Annotated in this window: 18 protein-coding genes; 8 read left to right on the plus strand and 10 right to left on the minus strand. The window is 56.9% G+C overall.

Annotated features, from left to right (window positions below):
* Positions 1-53: 53 nt before the first annotated feature.
* Positions 54-878 carry an arginyltransferase gene (locus GOV89_RS05820; protein WP_171237748.1) on the plus strand — a complete coding sequence of 275 codons (825 nt, stop codon included), beginning with the start codon at positions 54-56 and terminating at the stop codon, positions 876-878.
* Positions 879-885: 7 nt separating this feature from the next.
* A complete protein-coding gene (locus tag GOV89_RS05825; protein WP_171237749.1) occupies positions 886-1,275 on the plus strand; it encodes a VOC family protein in 390 nt (129 codons plus the stop codon).
* 130 nt (positions 1,276-1,405) lie between these two features.
* On the opposite strand, the gene GOV89_RS05830 is transcribed toward GOV89_RS05825, so the two are convergent.
* The 3 genes from GOV89_RS05830 to GOV89_RS05840 form a co-directional block, all read right to left on the minus strand.
* The gene (locus GOV89_RS05830; protein WP_171237750.1) at positions 1,406-3,760 is read right to left on the minus strand and encodes a TRAP transporter large permease subunit; all 2,355 of its coding nucleotides are present in this window, start codon (positions 3,758-3,760) and stop codon (positions 1,406-1,408) included.
* A gap of 17 nt (positions 3,761-3,777) precedes the next feature.
* Positions 3,778-4,704 (minus strand): TRAP transporter small permease subunit, encoded by a 927-nt coding sequence (locus GOV89_RS05835; protein WP_171179739.1) that lies wholly within the window; start codon positions 4,702-4,704, stop codon positions 3,778-3,780.
* Positions 4,705-4,824: 120 nt separating this feature from the next.
* A complete protein-coding gene (locus tag GOV89_RS05840) occupies positions 4,825-5,907 on the minus strand; it encodes a TRAP transporter substrate-binding protein (RefSeq protein ID WP_171179737.1) in 1,083 nt (360 codons plus the stop codon).
* A gap of 246 nt (positions 5,908-6,153) precedes the next feature.
* On the opposite strand from GOV89_RS05840, the gene GOV89_RS05845 reads away from it, so the two are divergent.
* Positions 6,154-7,587 (plus strand): cache domain-containing protein, encoded by a 1,434-nt coding sequence (locus GOV89_RS05845; RefSeq protein ID WP_171237751.1) that lies wholly within the window; start codon positions 6,154-6,156, stop codon positions 7,585-7,587.
* Complete coding sequence (locus GOV89_RS05850; protein WP_171179732.1) at positions 7,584-8,231, plus strand: response regulator transcription factor; 648 nt, start codon at positions 7,584-7,586, stop codon at positions 8,229-8,231. The genes GOV89_RS05845 and GOV89_RS05850 overlap by 4 nt, the downstream gene beginning before the upstream one ends.
* Before the next feature lie 86 nt (positions 8,232-8,317).
* Here GOV89_RS05850 and GOV89_RS05855 read toward each other — a convergent pair whose 3' ends face one another.
* Both GOV89_RS05855 and GOV89_RS05860 read right to left on the minus strand, forming a co-directional pair.
* Entirely contained in the window at positions 8,318-8,701 is a 384-nt protein-coding gene (locus tag GOV89_RS05855; protein ID WP_171237752.1) for a VOC family protein, read from the minus strand.
* A 47-nt stretch (positions 8,702-8,748) separates the two neighbouring features.
* Entirely contained in the window at positions 8,749-9,594 is an 846-nt protein-coding gene (locus tag GOV89_RS05860) for a hypothetical protein (protein ID WP_171234469.1), read from the minus strand.
* A gap of 422 nt (positions 9,595-10,016) precedes the next feature.
* Between GOV89_RS05860 and GOV89_RS05865 the strand changes: the two genes are divergently transcribed.
* The 3 genes from GOV89_RS05865 (at position 10,017) to GOV89_RS05875 (ending at position 13,434) form a co-directional block, all read left to right on the plus strand.
* A complete protein-coding gene (locus GOV89_RS05865) occupies positions 10,017-11,768 on the plus strand; it encodes an acetolactate synthase 3 large subunit (protein WP_171237753.1) in 1,752 nt (583 codons plus the stop codon).
* A gap of 69 nt (positions 11,769-11,837) precedes the next feature.
* On the plus strand, positions 11,838-12,398 hold the full coding sequence (gene ilvN / locus GOV89_RS05870; RefSeq protein WP_171179724.1) for an acetolactate synthase small subunit: 561 nt from the start codon (positions 11,838-11,840) through the stop codon (positions 12,396-12,398).
* A gap of 316 nt (positions 12,399-12,714) precedes the next feature.
* Positions 12,715-13,434, plus strand: coding sequence for a helix-turn-helix domain-containing protein (locus GOV89_RS05875; protein ID WP_171237754.1), 720 nt, complete (start codon positions 12,715-12,717; stop codon positions 13,432-13,434).
* On the opposite strand, the gene GOV89_RS05880 is transcribed toward GOV89_RS05875, so the two are convergent.
* The 3 genes from GOV89_RS05880 to prfB all read right to left on the minus strand — a co-directional run bounded on the left by GOV89_RS05880 (position 13,431) and on the right by prfB (position 17,044).
* Entirely contained in the window at positions 13,431-14,228 is a 798-nt protein-coding gene (locus GOV89_RS05880; protein ID WP_171237755.1) for a DUF2189 domain-containing protein, read from the minus strand. The two genes, GOV89_RS05875 and GOV89_RS05880, sit on opposite strands and share 4 nt — an antisense overlap.
* A 25-nt stretch (positions 14,229-14,253) precedes the next feature.
* Entirely contained in the window at positions 14,254-15,654 is a 1,401-nt protein-coding gene (locus tag GOV89_RS05885) for an amidase (RefSeq protein WP_171237756.1), read from the minus strand.
* Positions 15,655-15,916: 262 nt separating this feature from the next.
* A complete protein-coding gene (gene prfB, locus GOV89_RS05890) occupies positions 15,917-17,044 on the minus strand; it encodes a peptide chain release factor 2 (RefSeq protein WP_171090621.1) in 1,128 nt (375 codons plus the stop codon).
* A 77-nt stretch (positions 17,045-17,121) separates the two neighbouring features.
* Here prfB and GOV89_RS05895 point away from each other — a divergent pair, with 77 nt between their 5' ends.
* Positions 17,122-17,952, plus strand: a complete 831-nt coding sequence (locus GOV89_RS05895) for an aminoglycoside phosphotransferase family protein (protein WP_171237757.1) — start codon at positions 17,122-17,124, stop codon at positions 17,950-17,952.
* Here GOV89_RS05895 and GOV89_RS05900 read toward each other — a convergent pair.
* Complete coding sequence (locus GOV89_RS05900; protein ID WP_171234475.1) at positions 17,946-20,435, minus strand: PBP1A family penicillin-binding protein; 2,490 nt, start codon at positions 20,433-20,435, stop codon at positions 17,946-17,948. The genes GOV89_RS05895 and GOV89_RS05900 overlap by 7 nt on opposite strands.
* Before the next feature lie 94 nt (positions 20,436-20,529).
* Positions 20,530-21,750: an N-acetylmuramoyl-L-alanine amidase gene (locus GOV89_RS05905; protein WP_171237758.1), complete on the minus strand. Its 1,221-nt coding sequence runs from the start codon at positions 21,748-21,750 to the stop codon at positions 20,530-20,532.
* Between the last annotated feature and the right edge of the window lie 38 nt (positions 21,751-21,788).

The following is a 21,788-nucleotide window of genomic DNA, read 5'->3' on the forward strand; positions in this document are numbered from 1 at the left end:
GGCGGTCTCGGGAACGGTTGTTATCATCTGTCCCGAGGCTAGATGGGAACTTCATGCGACACACGCTGCCAATTGCGCCACAATTCTATGTGACCGCTCCACAACCCTGCCCTTATCTCGACGGCAGGATGGAGCGTAAACTGTTCACAGCCCTTCAAGGTGAAGGCGCGGAACAGTTGAACAATTCCCTGTCTCAACAGGGGTTTCGTCGGTCGCAGAATGTGCTCTATCGCCCGTCGTGCACCGATTGCGCGGCCTGTCTGTCCGCTCGGATCGATGTGTCGGCCTTTCGCGCCACCAAAAGCCAGAAACGCGCAGCCAAGCGCAACGGCTATCTGGAACGCCGCGCAACATCACCCTGGGCCACGGACGAACAATACGAGTTGTTCCGCCGTTATCTTGACACACGGCACGCCGACGGGGGCATGGCCGACATGGATGTGTTCGAGTTTGCCGCAATGATTGAAGAAACCCCGATCCGCAGCCGCGTTGTGGAGTATGCCGACCCGGAAACCGGCAACCTCATCGCCGTTAGCCTGACCGATGTGCTCGATGACGGGCTGAGTATGGTCTATTCCTTCTACGATCCCAACCAACCTCAGAACTCTCTGGGCACCTACATGATCCTGGATCATATCGAAATCGCGCGAGAAGCCGGGCTTCCCTTTATCTATTTGGGCTACTGGGTCCCCGGCAGTCCCAAAATGGGCTACAAGGCCAAGTTCACAGGGCTTGAAGCCTATATTCAGGGGCAATGGCGAAAGATCAAAGACCCAGGCGCCTATTCCGATGCATCGCATCACCCGTTGTCATCTGCGCCCATAGCCGAACAAGTGGCGAATATTCAGCTGCCTGACCGCCACCCGACCAAAAGCTGACCAAATAATGAAACAGTCCCTGCATGCGGTTGCCCTTGTGGTGCCCGACTATGATACCGCGATCTCATTCTACACCAAAACGCTCAAGTTCCAGCTCCTGCAAGACCTCGCGCTCGGCGACGGCAAACGCTGGGTACTGGTCGCCCCGCCCGGATCGACAGGCAGCGCCCTTCTTCTGGCAAAAGCCGACGGCCCCGACCAAAAAGCCGCTATTGGCAACCAAACCGGCGGTCGTGTGGGTTTCTTCCTGCAAACCGATGATTTCGACCGCAATCATGCTGACATGCTGGCACAAGGTGTCACATTCGAAGAGGCCCCACGTTCCGAACCCTATGGCCAGGTTGCCGTCTGGCGCGATCCCTTCGGCAATCGGTGGGACCTGATCCAGTTCAGCTGATTCGCAGCTTCATCTGGCCAAAAATACCTCGGGGATGAATTGGCCGCAGGCCAAGAAGGGGCTGGCCCCTTCTCCGGTACAAACAAGAAAAGGGGGCCATTAGGCCCCCTTTGCATTTTGCTAACCGGGATCAATTCGGGATCAGGTCCGGGACGATCGTGACGATCGAGGGGAAGAACCACAAGATCGCAATGCCGACCACCTGGATCAACACAAACGGTATGATCCCGCGATAGATATGACCCGTCGTGACCTCTTTTGGGGCAACCCCTCTCAGGTAGAACAAGGCGAACCCGAAGGGCGGCGTCAGGAACGAGGTCTGCAAGTTCACAGCCACCATGATCGTCACCCATTTCGGATCGAAAGATCCACCATAAATCACCGGCCCCACGATGGGGATCACGATGTATATGATTTCAAGGAAGTCCAGCACAAAGCCCAGAATGAACAGCACCAGCATCACGATCAGGAAGACCGTGAACTCGTTGTCAAAGCTCTTCAGGAACTGTTGAATATAGTGCTCACCTCCAAACGAGATCACCACAAGGTTCAGCAACTGTGACCCGATCAGAATGGTAAAGACCATCGAGGTCACTTTGGCTGTCTCGCGAACAACAGGCGTCAGAACACCGCTCGAGAACAGCACCCAACAGCCGTAAATCAAGCCGAACAGGGCAAAAAGGTAAGCGCCGTAAGCGACGATAAACGCAACCCAAGTTTCAAATGAAACACTACCCTGCGAAATGCGCAGATCAAAGTTAACCCCCATCAACAAGGCAATGATCACGGCAAAGGTTGCCCAGATGATCACCTTGCCCGACCGGCCCTGATCTTGAAGTTTGCGATACGCCGCCAGCATGATAGCACCGCCCGCGCCCAGCGCAGCTGCCGGTGTCGGGTTGGTCACGCCCCCCAAGATCGACCCCAGCACCGCGATGATCAGAACCAACGGAGGAAACACAACGCGGATCAGATCGTTGGTGGCGCATCGTGCGGCAGCTTCCTTGCAGCCGTAGATGGCGAGTGCAAATGGCAAAGCCAGCAGAAGGAAAGTGGCCCCCGAAGAGGTTGTCGGCGAAATCAAAAGGATATCGACCAAAGCCATAAGCAACAGGCCAATTGCCCCCAGGATCAGCGGCTGCGGTGAACGCGAAGGCGCGATCCCGCGGCCCAGAACCAGTGTCAGCCCCAAAAGAACAATGGTCACTGCCACGCCCGTTCCAATCGGGGCTGCCGCGGCAATCTTCTCTTGCTGTGCGACCGCCAGTTCCTCTTCACTCAGGCGTTGAGCATTCGCAACACCTCCTGCGGCATCGATTGCTTCCTGCTCGACAACAGCCTGATCCCAGGCTGACTGACCGTGCAGCTCAATCATCGAGGCTTTGCATTCTTCTGACACGTTCGTGCGCAGCGAGGCACTCTGTCCAACGTCCGAGAAGGCTGAGACCGCAATGTTCTGACTTCCAATCACGCCGACATTGCCCAGAAGAACTGCCCCGACAATCAGAGCAACCGGAGCGCCCAGCAGCCAGGTCAGTCCCTCGGACCGGGTGATTGTCTCGCCTGACCCGCCTGAAATTTCCACTGCCGGTGCTTTGTGCGGGTTCAGTAACGCATAGCCAAAGGCATAAAGCGCATAGAGCAAGGCCAGCATGATCCCCGGCAACAAGGCCGCTTGGAAGAGCGTCCCAACCGAAACAACAGCGGGCTCGCCCAGGAAGGTCAAAGCATCGGTACAACCTGCCTCAATGGCGCGCGTTTCCTGTGCTGTCGAATACAGATCCCCAGCCAGAGTGCCCAGCAGAACGATCACAATCGACGGCGGGATGATCTGCCCCAAGGTACCCGATGCAGCGATGACACCGGTTGCCAGTTCGGGAGCATAGTTGTTTCGCAGCATGGTCGGCAGTGCCAACAGGCCCATGGTCACAACCGTCGCGCCCACAATCCCGGTCGACGCGGCAAGGAAAGCACCCACAACCACGATCGATACGGCCAGACCGCCCGGCAGCGGGCCAAAGACACGCGCCATCGTGGTCAACAGGTCGTTGGCAATCTTTGAGCGTTCCAGCGTAATACCCATTAGAACGAACATCAGCACGGCCAACAGCGTCTCGATGGACTGACCCGCCAGAACGCGTTCGTTCATTCGGTTCACGATGAAGGAGACGTTGCGATCCAGCGCCGTTTCCCAGCCTTGCACAAAGACCGGTTCGGCGATCCTTGGCAAATCGGGGTATCGGAACACGGATATCGTGTCGGGTTTCACCCCCGAGTTCACGATATCCCGATAGGCTTGCGAGCCCGTGTCTATCGCCTGGTGGATCAACAGACCCGCACTATCGAGCGCAGCGATGATCCCGAAAGAAATGACCCCGGCCCCACCGATGGCAAAAGCCACCGGAAACCCGGAAAGAATGCCTCCGAAGAGGCAGAAGAATACGATAATGAGGCCTATCTCGACGCCATCAAGTCCGAATAGCATTGTCTGGTTCTCCGTCCTTAATGCGCGCCTTCATAGGCTTCTTCACCCTCACCAAGGCTGTCCTTGTCGAGGTATTTTCCGGTGCTTTCCGGCCCTTCCACATACTCAAGATACGACCGGTACAGGAATGCGATGGCATGCAGGAACACCATGGCCGCAAAGGCAACCAGAAGGATCTTGAACAGGAAGTATGCGTTAAAGCCATTGGGGCTGAACCCGATGGTCTCCACATTCCAGCGCAGCGCGCGGGACTTGGCCACCAGACGATCCAGCGTGTCACTGGCCGAAGGTTTCGGCACGATCAGGTGCCGCCACATGAAGTACCAACCATACATCCAGGTCAGCACAGCCATGGGCATCATGAACAACACCGCGCCTAACATATCAACCACGCGCTTGGCGCGGTGGCTGATGCCGGCGTAGATCAGGTCAACGCGCACATGCCCGCCCTGCACAAATGTGTAGGTACAGCACAGACAAACCACCATGGCGTTGTAAAGTTTCAGTTCTTCCGCAAACCAGCTGATGTCCATCTGGAACGGGATCCCCAAGCCGAACGACATATCAGGGCGCGTAAACACCCGCTGCATGAAGACAATCACGATCTGCTGGATCACCATCAGCAGACCTGCCCACGCAAAGAAACGGCCGGTGGTGTTTGCAAACCCCTCCAGCCCGCGCACGATGGCCCACATAAAGTTCCGGTAGTAGAGCCCGATCGCGGTCAGAACCAGAAAGAAGGTGAAAACCACGAAGAAGAACTCGACCGAGCCTCCGTAGTAGACAAAGCGCATGATCGCCTCTTTGTCGGACCAGTTCAGCCAGAGCTGCGGATGCGTGATAGCGTATCCGAAATTATAGAAGGCTTCGGCAATGTTCTGAATGAACCAGATCAGTCCATTCCACAGGGCGCCGAAAAACGAAATACCGTTGTCGTCCTGCATGTTGTCCCCGGGTCTCGTCAGTTGCATTGCTGATTATAGCGGCATGATGGGTCCGCGCATATGCAACAGGAAAGGCTTCCCCGCTGATGCGGGGAAACCGTTTGCTCATTTGGCTCGAATTTAGCCGCGAACGCGGTCGCGCTGAGCGGTGTAGGCACCCGACGACAGGTTGATCCAAGCAGACGAAGCCGCCATAGACGCCATTGCGCTGTCGTGGATTTTCTTAAACAGCTCGTCGCCCATGTTCTCGTCCAGAACCTCTTGCGACGCCTGGCCAAATGCATCCCAAACGCTGTCCGGGAACTCCATGACCTTCACGCCGCCCGACTGCAGACGCTGCAGGGCTGCACCGTTATTGGCCAGGAACTGCGCCAGATTCCACTGGTGCGCTTCGGCCGCTGCGATCTCGATGATCTTCTGCTGTGCAGGTGTCAGTTCGTCAAAGACGTCACGGTTTGTGGCCAGCGACAGACCCGCGCCTGGCTCATGGAAGCCCGCAGTATAGTAGGTCTTGGTGATTTCCTGGAAGCCTGCTTTTTCGTCAGCCCAGGGACCGATCCACTCGGTTCCGTCAATCGCACCCGAAGACAGCGCCTGATACACTTCCGAACCCGGAATGTTCTGAACCGACGCGCCCAGCTTACCCAGCGCCTGGCCACCCAGGCCCGGCATACGGAACTTCAGGCCCTGGAAATCTTCGGGGCTGTTGATCTCTTTCGAGTACCAGCCACCCGCCTGCGCGCCGGTGTTCCCGGCCAGGAAAGACTTGAGGCCAAAGATCGAACCCAGCTCGTCATGCAGCTCCATGCCGCCATCGTGGTAATACCAGTTCACCAGTTCCTGCGCGGTCATGCCGAACGGAACAGCAGTGAAGAAGGCATAGCCCGGGTGCTGACCCACAAAGTAATAGTCCGCCGCGTGGTACATATCGGCCTGACCGGACGACACCGCGTCAAAAACCTCAAACGCGCCAACCAGCTCACCAGCGGCCTTGATCTCAACATTCAGGCTTCCGTCCGACATCGCGTTGATGCTGTCGGCACAGCGCTGCGCGCTGTCAAACACGCCCGCCAGACCGCGACCCCACGAGGTCACCATGGTCAGGGTACGCTGGCCCTGAGCGTAGGCCGGTGCCGCCAGTGCGGTTGCTGCAGCTGCCGATCCGCCCAGCGCGGATTTTTTCAGAAATGAACGACGATCCATATGAGTGTTCCTCCCCTTCATAGTCATCATCCGGCACAGCCGGACCTGTCGCATTCAGTGCGCGTCAGACTAATGACAGAGTTTTGAATGGGAATACCTACTACTGCGTAGAAAGCCGGGTTTCTGACCATTTTTGGCGGGAAAACCTTGGATGAGTTCAAGTTCATCCGGGCTTTTGACGTCCTTTGGGTACGGAAATGTTCAATCTTTTTGCATTTTTGCTGCCACTTGCGTATCGATTCGACCATGCACAGACTTAGAAACCTGGTTTCGCTGACTTATGCGCAGAAATTGTCGTTGGTTGCGGCCATACCATTGGTCGTCGCTGTTGCGGCAATTGCCGTGTTGGTCGCCTATCAAGCGCGCGCCACCGCCGAGCGCGAGATCGAGGCCCTGGAACGCCGTCTGATCGAGGCCAAGAAGGAAGAGCTGCGCAACTACGTAACGCAGGCGCGCAACGGTTTTGCCTATATCTATGGTCGGGCTGAACCAAATGATGAAGTGGCCAAAAACCTCGTCACGCAGATCCTGTCGGCGATGATCTATGGTCAGGACGGATTCTTCTTTGTGTATGACTATGACGGCAACAACCTTGTCAGCCCCCGCCAGACGCAATTCATCAACCAGAACTGGGAAGGCCTGACGGATAGCGAAGGCACGCCAATCGTCGACGAGTTCATTCGCCTCGCTCGCCAAGGGGCAGGATGGCACAGTTTCATGTGGCAGAAGCCCTCAACCGGGCAAGAAGCGCAGATGATCGCCTATGTTGTTGGCCTTCAGGACTGGCGCTGGGTCGTCGGGACCGGGGTGTTCATCGATGACATCGTGGCCACCGTTGCCAACGCACGGGCCGAAGTCGAAGCCCGTGTGCAGAGCACATTCATGTATATCGGCGCGATTGTACTGGCCGCTGTCCTCATCGTTTTTGCGTCGGGCATGTTGCTGAACATTCGCGAGCGCAGGTTGGCCGATGCTAAGCTGAAGGAACTGACCCAGCGTGTGTTTGACGCACAGGAAGAAGAACGGGGCCGGGTCGCACGTGAATTACATGACGGGATCAGCCAAATTCTTGTCGGCGTTCGATATGCTTTGGACAACGCGCGGCGGCGTCTGACTCGGGGTGATGACGAAGGTGCGCTCGCTCCGCTGGAAAAAGGGATCGACAACCTGGGGGCCGCCATTACCGAGGTGCGGCGCATCAGCCGTGACCTGCGTCCGGGCGTGTTGGACGATCTGGGCCTTGGTCCCGCGTTGAAGGCCCTGACCGACGATTTCCGAGACCGTACCGGGATCGAGACCGAATTCTCCACCGTGGTCTTCCGAAACCGGCTGGATCAGGACAGCAAGATCGCCCTTTATAGAATTGCGCAAGAAGCGTTGACCAATATCGAACGCCATTCGGGGGCCACTCATGTTACCATAGACCTGCGCGGACATAAGAAAGGTGCAACTATGCGGATCACCGACAATGGCCGTGGGTTGCGCACTGAGCCCGGAACAGCAACCACAGGCATCGGGCTGCGTAACATGCAGGAACGTATCGAACAGCTTGACGGGTCCTTGCGGATTCTGTCATCACGCGGACCGCGTGGCGGGACGGTGATCGAAGCCAGCTTGCCGCTGAGCCACCTTCTGCCACCGCAGGAAGACGCAACTCCGAACCGAAAGGCTGGTACATGAGCTCTGACAGAACCCGGGTTCTTATCGTTGACGACCACCCGATGGTGGCCGAGGGCATCCAGTCGATTCTGGAAAGCTATGAAGATATCCAGGTCGTCGGCACGCTGGGCAGCGGTCAGGCGGCCGTGGATCTGGCCGTTGATCTGGCCCCTGATGTGATCCTGATGGATCTGAACATGCCTGGCCTGGGCGGTCTCAGCGCGACGGAAATCATCCTCGAACGTCTGCCCGAAACGCGCATCCTGATCCTGTCGATGCATGACAGTCCTGAATACATCACAACCGCGCTCAGCCACGGTGCCAAAGGCTATGTGCTCAAGGATGTACCTACGGAAGAGATCAGGCAGGCCATCGACGCTGTCATGCAGGGCAAGCAATATCTGTGCACCGGTGCCAGCGGATCCCTGAAACCCAAAGAGGATAGTGCGCGCGAGGCGCTCACCGGGCGCGAACAGACGATCCTATTGGAACTTGCCCAGGGCAAGTCCAACAAAGAGGTTGCCCAAAAGCTGGAGATTTCAGTGCGAACGGTCGAGACCCACCGGAAGAACATCAAGCGCAAGCTTGGCATTTCCTCGACAGCCGGTCTGACCCGCTATGCATTGGAACACGGCGTTCTGCAAGGCACTGGCGTCGGCTTTTGATCTGCATACTCCCGCAGCGCGGCACGCGCTGCCCTGCCCAACCAGACAAGACGCGCCGCTGGCGTGTCGACGATGGGCGGGAGTGTTCACGCTCGGGGCCTAATGTCCTGACCAAAGAACACCAGTGTCCCGTCTTCATCCAGAACGTGAAACTCACGCTGCAAATAAGGCTGGTCAAACGGCGGTCGTACACGCCCCTTGGGCAAATCGGCTAACCCGGCGCGCCGGCTCTCATACAGGCCATCCACATCGTCCACATCAATGTAAAACGACTGGTCGTCGCCCAACGGCCTGCCATCCGGGCGCGGCGGGCATTCCAATAAGCGTATGGCCACCGGTCCCAGCGACAGAAAAGCATAGTTGTCTTGCCTGAACCCACATGTGAACCCCAATCGCTTGCAATAGAAATCGATCTGGTTCTGCAAGGACGAACACAGCACAAACGGGATAAGCTGCAAAATCTCAGGCATCTGAATCTCCGAAAAGGAAGCACCTTCAGTTTACCGGTGGTGGTGTCTCAATCCAGTAATTGATCTTTGCGCAACCCAGCGCGTTCGTAATGGTGTGGCAGAACCCGTCCATACAGTTGCTCAGTCCGTTCGATACCGCCGCACATGCCTTCGGCTTCGACAAATGAAAAGATACCGACATACCGGCGGCGCGACCCCGTCACCGGCGCCACCCGATGAAGCGAATACCGCCCCTTGAAAATCTGTAAATCACCGGGCTGAAGCTCTAACTGATGGACGCACGTCATATCCCCGTTCAAAACTGCGGCGACCTCAGCAAAGTTTTCGTCTTCCGTTGTGCGAAGATTTGGCGCGTACTCGAACACGCCCCCTTCCTCACCGTTCTGAATGGCCACTGTCACCGTGTAATTGTTCGTATCGAAATGCCATGGAAAGCCCTGCCCTTCCTCGACCACGTTAATGATCACATCGGCCAGCGGGTCATCATAACGGAAAAAACGCTCTGCAGGCTCATTCAGGGCATCACGAACGAACGGCAGAAAGGGTTCAAACTCATATATACTCCGCAAAGGCCCCGATTGCGGAAAATTATCCGCTGGAACAAAGGCATTCGAACGATCATAGAACTGTCGGATAGGATGACCGATGCCAAACCGCGGGTCGTCCTTGGTAAAATACGGGTTCGTACGGCTGAAAGAGCGATGCGCATTGGGCGCAACGGCTTCGGCCTCTTCAGTCAAAAGAGCGATGCCCTTTTCATGGACAAAACCCGGCAGAACCGCGCATCCATCTTGATCTAGTTCCCGCCTCAAATCTTCGATCAATCGAACATACGCGGGCGAATCCGGGCGATCGATCGGATACCGTCCAAGGTCCAAAAGGTCTTGCAGCATTCTCCGCCTCCTTCATGCGCGGCCACAGGGTCAGCGTGACGCAGTCAAATAGGCAGATCATGCCAGTTTCAGACATCGACCTGACGCTTTTGGACCCTCACATGCGTCTAAAAAACCAGTGAAATGAACATCGTTTTCCCGGAAATTCCCAACATGCGGCAATCTGCGCAATAAAATGTCGCAAATAACCGCCGCCAAGATAGAAAATTGGTGCAATTGCCTGTTGACGCCCCTTCCCCCCGACCATAATGTCCCTGCACGCAAAGAAGGAGCCTCTGGCGATGAAAGCGCTAGTCGTAATCGTAGGAAAAACGCGCATGGGCCGGTAACGGAAAACCATAATCGAACCCATGCGCCTCCGAAAAATCGGGGGCTTTTTTTTGGCAAAACGCAAGACACATGTCGCGAACGGAGCAAAGCAGATGACACGTGAGATGACCGGCGCAAAGATGGTGGTTCAGGCCCTCAAGGATCAGGGCGTGGACACGGTATTCGGATACCCCGGTGGCGCCGTCCTACCGATCTATGATGAGATCTTTCTGCAAAACGACATTCGCCACATTCTGGTGCGTCACGAACAAGGTGCAATCCATGCCGCCGAAGGCTATGCCCGTTCGACCGGCAAACCCGGCGTTGCGCTTGTCACGTCCGGCCCCGGCGCAACCAACGCTGTCACCGGCCTGACCGACGCATTGTTGGATTCGATCCCGTTGGTTGTTCTGACGGGTCAGGTTCCGACCTTCATGATCGGTTCAGACGCGTTTCAAGAGGCTGACACTGTTGGCATCACCCGCCCCTGCACCAAGCATAACTGGTTGGTTAAAGACACGGATTCGCTGGCGGAAACGATGCACGAGGCGTTCCATGTCGCCACCTCGGGCCGTCCCGGTCCTGTGTTGATCGATATCCCCAAAGACGTGCAATTTGCCTCGGGCGACTACACCAGCCCCAAACCTTCGACGTCGCATTACCAACCGGTTTTGAAAGGCGACCTGGAAGAGATCACGGAACTGGTTGCCGCCATGGAAACCGCTAAGAAACCGGTCTTTTATACCGGTGGCGGTGTCATCAACTCTGGCCCTGCAGCCAGCCAGTTGCTGCGTGAACTGGTGGACGCGACTGGTTTCCCGATCACCTCGACCCTGATGGGTCTGGGCGCTTACCCAGCGTCGGGCGAGAACTGGCTTGGAATGTTGGGCATGCATGGTCTCTACGAGGCCAATTTGGCGATGCATGACTGCGATCTGATGATCAATATCGGCGCACGGTTCGACGACCGCATCACCGGCCGCATCGATGCGTTTTCGCCGAACTCGAAAAAGGCGCATATCGACATCGATCCGTCCTCGATCAACAAGGTAATCCGTGTGGACATACCCATTGTCGGTGACGTGGCGCATGTACTGGAAGACATTCTGAAGATCTGGAAGTCTCGCGGTCGCAAGACGGATGCTGCGAATGTGAAGCAGTGGCAAAACCAGATCGCGGAATGGCGCAAGATCAACTGCCTTGCATATTCCAACAGCGAAAAGACGATCAAACCGCAATACGCGCTGCAACGCCTTGAAGAGCTGACCAAAAAGCACGATCGCTACATCACCACCGAAGTGGGTCAGCACCAGATGTGGGCCGCCCAGTACCTTGGGTTCGAAGACCCCAACCGCTGGATGACCTCGGGTGGTCTGGGCACAATGGGTTATGGCTTCCCCGCCTCTATCGGCGTGCAGATGGCACACCCAGACGCATTGGTCATCAACGTGGCTGGTGAGGCGTCTTGGCTGATGAACATGCAGGAAATGGGCACCGCCGCGCAATACCGTCTGCCCGTGAAGCAGTTCATCCTGAACAATGAACGCCTTGGCATGGTCCGTCAGTGGCAGGAACTGCTGCATGGCGAACGCTATTCACACAGCTGGTCCGAAGCCCTGCCTGATTTCGTTAAACTCGCCGAAGCGTTCGGAGCAAAGGGCATCCTGTGTTCCGATCCTGCCGATCTGGACGACGCGATCATGGAGATGATCAACTATGACGGTCCGGTGATCTTCGACTGTCTGGTTGAAAAGCACGAAAACTGCTTCCCAATGATCCCATCGGGCAAGGCCCATAACGAGATGCTTCTGGGCGAAGCAGAAACGCAGGGCGTGATCGATTCCAAAGGTTCGGTTCTGGTTTAACAAAATTCGACGGATTTGGTCGGGCGCCTTGCCGCGCCCGATATATCAAGGATGATGAAAGGGACATAAATGTCTGCCCTACATATCAAAAAAGGTGCCACCCGCCATTCGGCCTATAACCTACGACCCACCTTTTCGGACGTGCAGGAACGTCACACGATAGCGGTGTTGGTCGAGAACGAACCTGGCGTTCTGGCACGTGTGATCGGATTGTTCTCGGGGCGCGGTTATAACATCGAGAGCCTGACCGTGGCCGAAGTTGATCACACAGGCCACCTCAGCCGCATCACCATCGTCACCACCGGGACCCCCCAGGTTATTGAGCAGATCAAGGCGCAGCTGGGCCGAATTGTAACCGTGCACGACGTGCATGACCTTACTGTCGAAGGCCCTTCGGTCGAGCGCGAACTGGCCATCATCAAGGTCGTGGGTGAGGGCGACAAGCGGGTCGAGGCCCTGCGGCTGGCCGATATTTTCCGCGCCAATGTGGTCGACAGTACTCTGAACTCGTTCATCTTCGAAATCACCGGTGCACCGGACAAGATCGATGCATTTGCGGACCTTATGCGTCCATTGGGTCTGGTCGAGATCGCCCGTACAGGTGTCGCAGCCTTGCTGCGCGGCGACTAAAATCTGTTCCCCGCCCGCTGACGTTTTAGCGTCTTTCCGGGCGGGGGCACACCTTTGGTTGGTCAGGCAGCACGCTCTCAACCTACACGAGCCTTTTGCGCCATAATTGCCATAGGGTTTGTTTTTCCAGATAAAGATCAGTCTTTTTCGTATAAAGCCTATTGCCATTGAGCTTTGCGGCGCTAGCGTCGAAGCTGCAACGCGGCGTGGGGATACGTTGCTTGGGGTTATTCTGTACGATTACTTTTTGTGCACCCGGTTTTTGCCTCGGTGTTCAATGGGTTTCATTCGAAGACACAGCAATACGTGGAAGGCCATGACTGACGATACCCGCAGCCCTGAAGTGTTACGTGCGATGTTCAGCGAGAACCTTCGGCGTTTGGCGCAGCAGCATCGCTCGGTCTCAGCCCTGTGCCGCAAGCTCGGGGTGAACCGCACGCAGTTTAACAGATATCTTTCTGGCGAAAGCGTTCCTCGCCCGGATGTTCTGGATCGGATTTGTCGCTTTTTCGACGTAGATGCCCGAATTCTTCTCCAGCCCTTGGACGAGATCGAGAAATCAGAAAACCACCCGGCCACCAAAACTCTGACTGAGTTTCTGGGTTCGGGTGCAGAGGCGATCGGGAAGTCCGCCTTTCCACTTGGGTTTTATGCCGTCATCGAAAGCCTTTCGGATACACACCGCATGACCTTGTTGCACGCACGACCGCTGGCCCAGTGCACTTTGATACGGGGCTATGTATCACGCACTGCCATGCCAGATGCCACACCGCAAGACCGTGAAATCCAAGGTATCGCCGCCTGTAGCGGCGATACCGTTTATATGCTGACATCCCAACGGGGCGGCCACAACAGCCGGGTCTACCTGATCTCACCCGATCAAAACGGAACTGCGGTTCATTGGCGCGGATCGGTGGTTAATTCCGCGGATACATCCAACCCGGAACCGGTCGTTCTCAAGTACCTGGGGTACGACTCTGCAGCTATTTTTGCCGCTGCGCGCCTGTCCACGAACAATCTTACACAGCAGTTCTAACCTGCCGCAGTTGTGGGTGTCTGCGCGGGATCGACCTGTGTAATCTGCCGATAAAGATGCCAGCTGGCGTGGCCAAGCACTGGCAAAACGATCAACAACCCCAAAAACCAGGGCACCATCGCGATGAATGTCAAAATCGCGACCAAGGCCCCCCAGCCAAGCATCACAAACAGATTTTCTTTCACGTAAGAAAAACTTGTGATCATGGCGGTCACGAAATCCAGCTCGCGATCCAGCAGCAATGGGATCGAAAGAACGGTGATCATGTACAAAATGGTGGCAAAGACCGCCCCGACGACCGTACCCACGGCCAGCATGGTCAGGCCGTTCAACGTCAGGAACACCTCGGTCGACGTCGATATGTTTGTCATCGTGGCCAGGCCCAGAAACAGAGCAAAGATCATGTGCCCGAGAAAGAACCAAAACAGGAAGACGACAACGATGATTGCACAGATCGAAGGCAACTGCCTGCGGCTTTGCTGCAGTACCACGCCAAAGATCGCACCAAAATCCAAGGACTCACCCTGCTCAAGCCGGTGCGAGACCTCATAAAGCCCGACCGCTGCGAAAGGTCCGATCAACGGAAACCCGATGGCCGCAAGAACCAGCCAAAAGGTTGTTCCGGTCTGCACAGTCACCCACGCCATGGCCCAGCCCGCCAGCACGTAAAAGCCAGCAAAGATCAGCCCGAATAGCGGTGCGCGGCGAAAATCAGTCCAAGCGCGCTGCAATGCCGTGCGCAGCATGGCGGTATCCACCGGTCTCATTTCCGGCACACCAAAAGGCTTATCCATGTTGTCTCCTCCTCCCGATCCGGCGTTATGGCCTCGCCGGTCTCTTGCTTGGCCAGTTGGTTTCGGCGTGATAGGCCGCCCCAACCGACAATAGTTTGTGATCCGCGCCCCGTGGACCGAACAGCTGAAACCCCATCGGCAGTCCGTTTGAACCGAAACCCGCAGGTGCGGCCAGACAAGGCAAACCGATCAGACTGACAGGCACCGTGACGTGCATCCATCGGTGATAGGTGTCCATTGTCCGGCCCGCGATACTGGTCGGGTACGGTATCTCGACCCCAAAGGGCCAGACCTGCGCGGATGGCAGAACCAATGCGTCAAACTGTTTGAACAGGTCTGCAGCGCGCCGGAACCAATCCGAGCGGATGACGCTGACGTGCTGCACCTCCATTGCACACATCGCCAGACCACGATCCAGTTCCCATTGAGCCGTATCTTTCAGATGATCCCTTTGCGAGGCCAAGGGCTCCAGCCCCGCCGCCACGCTGAACGACCGCAGCGTGATCCAACTGGTCCAAAGTTGTTCTGCATCGAAGGGCGGATCAACTTCTTGCACATCAGCGCCAAGGCTTTCAAACACGGTCAAAGCATCTTTGCACAGGTCGAGAATTCCAGGCTCGGTCGGGAACGCCCCGCCCCAATCCCCAAGCCAACCAATCCGCAGACCCTGCAAATCTGCAATTTCCACCGGTGACACCGGAACGCTATCAGAGGCCAAGGGCAGGCGCGGGTCTGGCCCCGAGATAACGTCAAGCAAGATGCCCAAATCCTCGGGGCTGCGGGCCATGGGGCCAAGTGTGGACAGTTGATGCAGAAAGCTGTCGCCGACAGGATCAGACGGCACCCTGCCCCAGCTTGGGCGAAAGCCGTAGACATTGTTCCAGGCCGCTGGGTTACGCAGACTGCCCATCATGTCGGACCCGTCTGCAAGCGCCACCATTCCCGTGGCCAGGGCCACCGCCGCCCCACCGGACGATCCTCCGCAGGTATGGTCGGCGTTATACGGATTGCGCGTCGCACCATAGACCGGGTTGAATGTGTGCGATCCCAATCCGAATTCCGGCGTGTTGGTTTTTCCGATAAGTATAGCCCCCGCATCCCGCATCCGGGCGGCAATCAAATCGTCGCTGTCCGGCACGACGTCCTTGAACAAAGGCGATCCATGAGACGAGACCACGCCTGCCACATTGACCAAATCCTTGACCGCAATTGGCAGACCGTGCAGCGGGCCAGTGATTGGACCGCTATCGCATCTCTGTGCCTCGGCCATCAACGCACTCTCTTCCCGTAACGCTACTATAGCGTTCACATCGCCATTCACCTTAGCGATGCGATCCAGGGTGGCACGCATTACATCGGTGGCTGAAACCTGTCGGGTTGCCAGTTGTTTCACAAGCTCTGCGGCCGATATCCGAGTCAGGTCCATTGCATGCCATTCTGTTGTTGGTCTTCAACAGCCTAGCGAGCGGTTCAGCTCATTTAAACCCACTGTCTAAATGTATCTTTTCTCGACCTCGCTACCGGTCAACAGGATTGAAACGGCATGGGCCAACTCATTCAGAAAAAGAATCAAAATCTTCAGCTGCCGCACAACAGTTGTGCTGCAAAGAAGAAAGACCAATCATGTAATCAGGATACGCCGCCAGTACCTTTTCAGCACGTTCAGAAAAGCGATCTGGCTATGCACCTTAGCTGTCGCCCTGCGCCTCGGACCGGCTTTTGCCTGCAACGTTCAGAGCCAGAGTCGCCGCCATGAACCCGTCCAGATCACCATCCAACACGCCCTTGGTATCCGAAGTTTCGTGGTTGGTGCGCAGATCCTTCACCATCTGGTACGGCTGCAAGACGTAGGACCGGATCTGGTTACCCCAGCCTGCATCGCCTTTGGCCTCATGCGCGGCGTTGATATCCGCGTTCCGACGGTCCAGTTCCTGTTGATACAAGCGCGATTTCAGGGCCTTCATGGCAATGTCACGGTTCTGGTGCTGCGACTTCTCGGATGAAGTCACCACAATCCCGGTTGGAATATGCGTGATCCGTACCGCCGAGTCCGTGGTGTTGACGTGCTGACCACCTGCGCCGGAGGACCGGTAGGTGTCGATGCGGATGTCGGCCGGGTTCACCTCGATCTCGATATTGTCGTCCACCACTGGATAGACCCAGACCGAGCTGAATGAGGTATGGCGCTTCGCCGCCGAGTCAAAAGGCGAAATCCGCACAAGCCGGTGTACACCGCTTTCCGATTTCAGCCAGCCATAGGCGTTGTGGCCCGAAATCTTGTAAGCGGCAGATTTAATGCCCGCCTCTTCGCCTGCGGTCTCGGATTGAAGCTCGACCGTATAGCCCTTTTTCTCGGCCCAGCGAACGTACATCCGCGCCAGCATCGAAGCCCAGTCACAACTTTCGGTTCCACCCGCGCCCGAGTTGATTTCAAGGAACGTGTCGTTGCTGTCGGCCTCACCGTCCAGCAGCGCTTCAAGCTCTTTCTTGGCGGCTTTGCCCTGTAGTGCTTTGATCGCAGCTTCGGCGTCCTGCACGACCTCTTCATCCTCTTCCATCTCACCCAATTCGATCAGCTCGATATTGTCGCTGAGATCGGTCTTGATGGTTTCATAGGTCTCGATGGCGTCGACCAGCATCTGCCGTTCGCGCATCAGCTTCTGCGCGTTCTCGGGGTTGTCCCACAGGTTCGGATCTTCGACACGCGCATTGAATTCCTCAAGGCGATGCGGTGCGGTTTCATAGTCCATACGCTGCGCCAGCAGCTCAAGCGACTTTTCGATTTCCGCCACGATGTTCTGGGTTTCGGCGCGCATGGTCTTGTCCCAACTTGCTCAATCAGGCTTGCGTGATAGCAAGAGGTGCGAGACACCACAAGACGGGCCGGCCGCGAATGCCAAGCACATGCGACGAGTTTCTGGACGAATGGAACCTGCAGCAGCCAGAGCTGGTTGCCGAGACCGGTCAGGTGCGGGTTTGGAAAGTGTTATCGAAACACGGACCCGCCGCATTGAAACTCTACCGCACACAGGATCGCGGCAACGAAGCACCCGGCAGCGCGCTGTTGAATGCGTGGCGAGACCGGGGTGCGGTTCGTATTTTCAACGAAGAGCGGAACGCTGTTCTGATGGAATGGCTGGATGGTCCGTCATTGGGTGACATTGCGCGTTCGGGACGCCCCGATGACGCCACTAGAATCCTTGCCGAAACTGCTGCGCATCTGCATGGAAAGCCCACCATCCGGGTTCAGGGTTTGAGACCCCTGGGCCAGGTTTTCACCCCGTTATTTAATTGCGCTTTTGCGCCAACATGCCCAGCCCTTCTGCGCAATGACATGCTGTCTGCCATGGACATGGGCCGGCATCTGTTGAATAGCCAGCCAGCGTCCGTTCCCCTTCACGGGGATCTTCACCCTGACAACATCATCATGACCGATGCAGGCCCACGGGTTTTCGATGCCAAAGGGTATGTCGGAGACCCGGCGTTTGAGCTGGCAAATGCATTACGCCACCCAAAAGGAATGCCAGATTTGGTGCGTGATCCTCAGCAAATCGAAACCTGCCTGTCGCTCTACTCCAAGGCGCTGAGAGTACCAAAGGAACGGCTGGCCCAATGGGCCGCCGCCAAATGCGCCTTGTCCATTTACTGGCGATCGGACGGTGCAATCGATAACGATCCTGAATCAGACCTTTTGACTCTGCTTCTGCGTTTTTCTGGTCAGTAAAGCCCGCCAGTACTCAGGTCGCCCTGCGTGGCTTTGGGCCCGACAGTGACCGTCTGACCTGTCGAGGTCTGAACCTGCACGCCTGCGCGCTGCACTTCCTCGAACAAGGGCAGATCCGAACCGATCGCAAAGCCGCCGTCATAGACGCGGTCGATGAAGCCATCGACGCCATCACGGAAGAATTCAGCAACAACATAGTCACCGCTGGCATCGTCAGGCAGCCGTGCGCCGCTGAAACGGTCGATCTTGATGAAATGACCACCTTCCGGCACCTCGAACGGGCCGCCGCCGTATTTCTCGACAGCTTTTTCCATGAAGCTTTGGAACACAGGGCCACACATCGTGCCGCCGTAAGCCCCCCGCCCCATCGGACGCGGTCGGTCGTAGCCGATGTAACAGCCAGCAACGATGTTCGAGGTAAACCCAATAAACCACGCATCCTTGGATTCGTTGGTGGTGCCGGTTTTGCCCGCTGTCGGCACCGGCAAGTTTACATGGCGCGCGGCGGTACCGCGATCCACCACGCCTGTCATCATTGAGGTCAACTGATAGGCCGTGATCGCATCCATCACCTGTGCGCGGTCCGTCACAAGGGTCGGAGATTCGTCAGGGGCCATCCATGTGGAATCGCAATCCAGACACTGGCGGTCGTCGTGGCGATAGATGGTTTTGCCGAACCGGTCCTGAATACGGTCGACCAGAGTGGGTTCGACCCGCTGACCGCCATTGGCAAACATCGCATAGGCAGCCACCATCTTGTAAAGCGTCGTCTCTTCGGACCCCAGCGAGTTGGCAAGGAATGCCCCCATCCGGTCGTAGACGCCAAAGCGTTCCGCATAGCCTGCAACCACCGGCATCGTGACCTCTTGCGCCAGACGGATTGTCATCAGGTTCCGCGACTGCTCGATCCCGGTGCGCAGCGGCGTCGGTCCGTAGAACTTGTTCGACGAGTTCTTGGGACGCCACAGACCCTGTGGCGTGTTCACCTCAATCGGGGCGTCCACAACTATGGTTGCGGGGCTATAGCCACTGTCCAGTGCGGCGGCATAGACGAAAGGTTTGAAAGACGATCCGGGCTGACGCTGCGCCTGCGTGGCGCGGTTGAACACGGTGTCCTGATACGAGAACCCTCCCTGCATCGCCAAAACACGGCCCGAGTTCACATCCATCGCAACAAAGCCGCCCTGCACTTCGGGCACCTGGCGGGCAGACCATTGTCCCTCTTCCCCGGCCATCACAAGGATCACGTCGCCGCGTTTGAAGTTTGCTGCAAAATCGCCCTGCATCCATTTGATGTCCGAGCGTGGGATAATGCCATCGGCGGGTCCATTTTCGATCCCGACCGTGAGTTGCTGGTCAGAGACGCCCAAAACCACGGCAGGATACCACCGGGTCGGCAGCACCACATCGCGTGGAATTTCCATGATAGAAAGAGCTTCGCGCCACTGCGCCTCACCCGCCAGCGCTTCTTCCGGGATCACTTCGCCCGTACCGCGCCACCTGCCGCGCGATCGGTCGTATTTCTGCAGCGCCGTGCGCAGAGCTTTGGCAGCTTCGATCTGCATTTCTTCGTCCACAGACGCACGGACCGTAAAGCCGCCGGTAAAGAACTCGCCTTCGCCAAAATCCTCGCTCAACTGGCGGCGGATTTCGTCGGTGAAATAGTCCCGCGGCGGCAAAGCGGTGCGGAAGCTTTCAAAGTCACCGTTCTGCACCGAACGCAGCGGCATCTCGACTTCGGTCTCATAGGTCGCCTGATCGATGTAACCGTTCTGGTTCATCTCACGCAGCACATAGTTACGGCGGGCCAGCAGCCGTTCTTTTTGACGAACCGGGTGGTAATCCGAAGGTGCCTTGGGCATCGCGGCCAGCATCGCGGCCTCATGCGGGGCCAACTCCTGCAAGGTCTTGTTGAAATAGGTCTGGGCAGCGGCAGTCACGCCATAGGAGTTCTGGCCAAGAAAGATCTCGTTCATGTAAAGTTCGAGGATCTGTTCCTTGTCCAAGGTATCCTCAAGCCTTGTGGCGAGGATGATTTCCTTGATCTTGCGTTCAGCTCGGCGGTCGCCTGACAGCAGAAAGTTCTTCATTACCTGCTGCGTGATCGTCGATGCCCCGCGCACGGTTTCGCCCTTGGTGCGCACTGCCTCAACACCGGCTGCAACAATACCGCGCGGATCGTACCCCTGATGGGTGTAAAAGTTTTTGTCTTCGGCCGAGATGAAAGCCTGTTTCACCAGATCGGGGATGTCCTCGGACGGGGTGAACAGGCGTCGTTCCTGCGCGAATTCATCAATCAGCTGCCCTTTGCCCGAATAAATCCGACTGATGGTGGGCGGCTTATACTGGGCCAGAGATTCATGGCTGGGCAGGTCGCGGCCATACATCCAGAACACCGCACCGATTACCAGTGCGACCATAAAGATACCCAAAGTGACGAGGCTGAAAATCGCCCCGAAAAACGAAAGAATGAACCGGATCACGTTACTGCCTTTTTCTCGCGGTGCCGTCTATATAGTGATGCACCGCCTGAGGGTCAAAACACCAAGCGCATTCTAGCCGGTTTGCGCCGCAAGGTCACTGGCCAATCAGGGATTTGCGGATCACATCCTGCTGTCGCCAATCCTCAAGCCCCTGATAAATCCCCAAAGCCATTTTCGACCGCCATTCCGGATCCTTGAGGTTTTTCAGATCTCTAGGACTGGAAAGAAACCCAAGCTCGACCAGAACCGAAGGAATATCTGCGGCTTTAAGCACCGAAAAAGACGCCGTGCGCAGGGGTTTACGGTTCATGGGACCGCCCTGCTGCGTCATACCGTTGGCAATCGATGTGGCGAGGGACAGCGTGCGCGGCTTGGTCTCCTGCCGTGCCAGGTCCAGCAAAACGTCAGCCACTTGATCATCCGAGCCACTGAGGTCGACGCCAGACAGCAGGTCGCCGCGATCATGCCGTTCCGCCAGTTTCGAACTCGCCACGTCCGAGGCATCATCAGACAAAGTATAGACCGCCGCACCATGGGCCTGCCCCTCGGACAGGGAATCGGCATGCAGTGAGATGAACAGGTCTGCACCCGCCCGGTGGGCCAAAGCAATCCGACGCTCAAGCGACACGAACTGATCCTCAACCCGCGTCAGGACCACTTCATATCCGCCTGAACGCAAAAGTACTTCACGCAGCTCGCGTGCGAAGGTCAGCATCAGGGTCTTCTCATCAACCCCACCAACCTCGGCCCCCGGATCTATGCCGCCATGGCCTGGGTCCAGCATGACGCGCAGGGGTCGATCAGAATTGCGGGGTGCTGTTTGCGGCAAGTTGGCAGGTTCTGGCAGATCCCAACCCGGATTGCGTGGCGCACCTGATGTAGCGTTGAATGTGTCGAAATCCGTGCCTTTAAGGTTCAGGGACAACAAAGCCGCGCCCGAGTCTTCTGCGATCGACAACTGCGCTGTCTCGACCGCCATCGGTGCACCCAGTTCCAGCACCAGACGCGACCAGCCCGGAACATAAGCCCCGAACTGAACACCGCTGATGCGATCAGATTGCAGGAAGTCCGAGGAATTCAACCCTGACCAGTCCACCTCGTTAAAATCCAAAACCATCCGATAAGGATCCTGCAAGGTGAAGATCCGGTACGGCACACCTTGGCTGAGGCCGATATCCACTCGCACGCCAGTGCGCCCGACATCTGTTATGCGGCTCTGGTCCGGCTGAATACGCGCCAGCGCGCTGAACTCCTGCGCAACTGCACCACTCGCCAGCGCCCAAATCAGGGCGATGCAAAAGAAGATCCTGCTCATAGCCTCAAGTTTTCCCGAGATCGTTTGAACTGCAGCCT

This window comes from Ruegeria sp. HKCCA5763 (assembly GCF_013034545.1).
Taxonomy (GTDB): Bacteria; Pseudomonadota; Alphaproteobacteria; order Rhodobacterales; family Rhodobacteraceae; genus Ruegeria.

What these genes read in the sequence shown, in the direction of transcription:
- GOV89_RS05820 (WP_171237748.1), top strand. Translation starts at nt 54, where the DNA reads ATGCGACACACGCTGCCAATTGCGCCACAATTCTATGTGACCGCTCCA.
- GOV89_RS05825 (WP_171237749.1), top strand. Translation starts at nt 886, where the DNA reads ATGAAACAGTCCCTGCATGCGGTTGCCCTTGTGGTGCCCGACTATGAT.
- GOV89_RS05830 (WP_171237750.1), bottom strand. Translation starts at nt 3,760, where the DNA reads ATGCTATTCGGACTTGATGGCGTCGAGATAGGCCTCATTATCGTATTC.
- GOV89_RS05835 (WP_171179739.1), bottom strand. Translation starts at nt 4,704, where the DNA reads ATGCAGGACGACAACGGTATTTCGTTTTTCGGCGCCCTGTGGAATGGA.
- GOV89_RS05840 (WP_171179737.1), bottom strand. Translation starts at nt 5,907, where the DNA reads ATGGATCGTCGTTCATTTCTGAAAAAATCCGCGCTGGGCGGATCGGCA.
- GOV89_RS05845 (WP_171237751.1), top strand. Translation starts at nt 6,154, where the DNA reads ATGCACAGACTTAGAAACCTGGTTTCGCTGACTTATGCGCAGAAATTG.
- GOV89_RS05850 (WP_171179732.1), top strand. Translation starts at nt 7,584, where the DNA reads ATGAGCTCTGACAGAACCCGGGTTCTTATCGTTGACGACCACCCGATG.
- GOV89_RS05855 (WP_171237752.1), bottom strand. Translation starts at nt 8,701, where the DNA reads ATGCCTGAGATTTTGCAGCTTATCCCGTTTGTGCTGTGTTCGTCCTTG.
- GOV89_RS05860 (WP_171234469.1), bottom strand. Translation starts at nt 9,594, where the DNA reads ATGCTGCAAGACCTTTTGGACCTTGGACGGTATCCGATCGATCGCCCG.
- GOV89_RS05865 (WP_171237753.1), top strand. Translation starts at nt 10,017, where the DNA reads ATGACACGTGAGATGACCGGCGCAAAGATGGTGGTTCAGGCCCTCAAG.
- ilvN (WP_171179724.1), top strand. Translation starts at nt 11,838, where the DNA reads ATGTCTGCCCTACATATCAAAAAAGGTGCCACCCGCCATTCGGCCTAT.
- GOV89_RS05875 (WP_171237754.1), top strand. Translation starts at nt 12,715, where the DNA reads ATGACTGACGATACCCGCAGCCCTGAAGTGTTACGTGCGATGTTCAGC.
- GOV89_RS05880 (WP_171237755.1), bottom strand. Translation starts at nt 14,228, where the DNA reads ATGGATAAGCCTTTTGGTGTGCCGGAAATGAGACCGGTGGATACCGCC.
- GOV89_RS05885 (WP_171237756.1), bottom strand. Translation starts at nt 15,654, where the DNA reads ATGGACCTGACTCGGATATCGGCCGCAGAGCTTGTGAAACAACTGGCA.
- prfB (WP_171090621.1), bottom strand. Translation starts at nt 17,044, where the DNA reads ATGCGCGCCGAAACCCAGAACATCGTGGCGGAAATCGAAAAGTCGCTT.
- GOV89_RS05895 (WP_171237757.1), top strand. Translation starts at nt 17,122, where the DNA reads ATGCCAAGCACATGCGACGAGTTTCTGGACGAATGGAACCTGCAGCAG.
- GOV89_RS05905 (WP_171237758.1), bottom strand. Translation starts at nt 21,750, where the DNA reads ATGAGCAGGATCTTCTTTTGCATCGCCCTGATTTGGGCGCTGGCGAGT.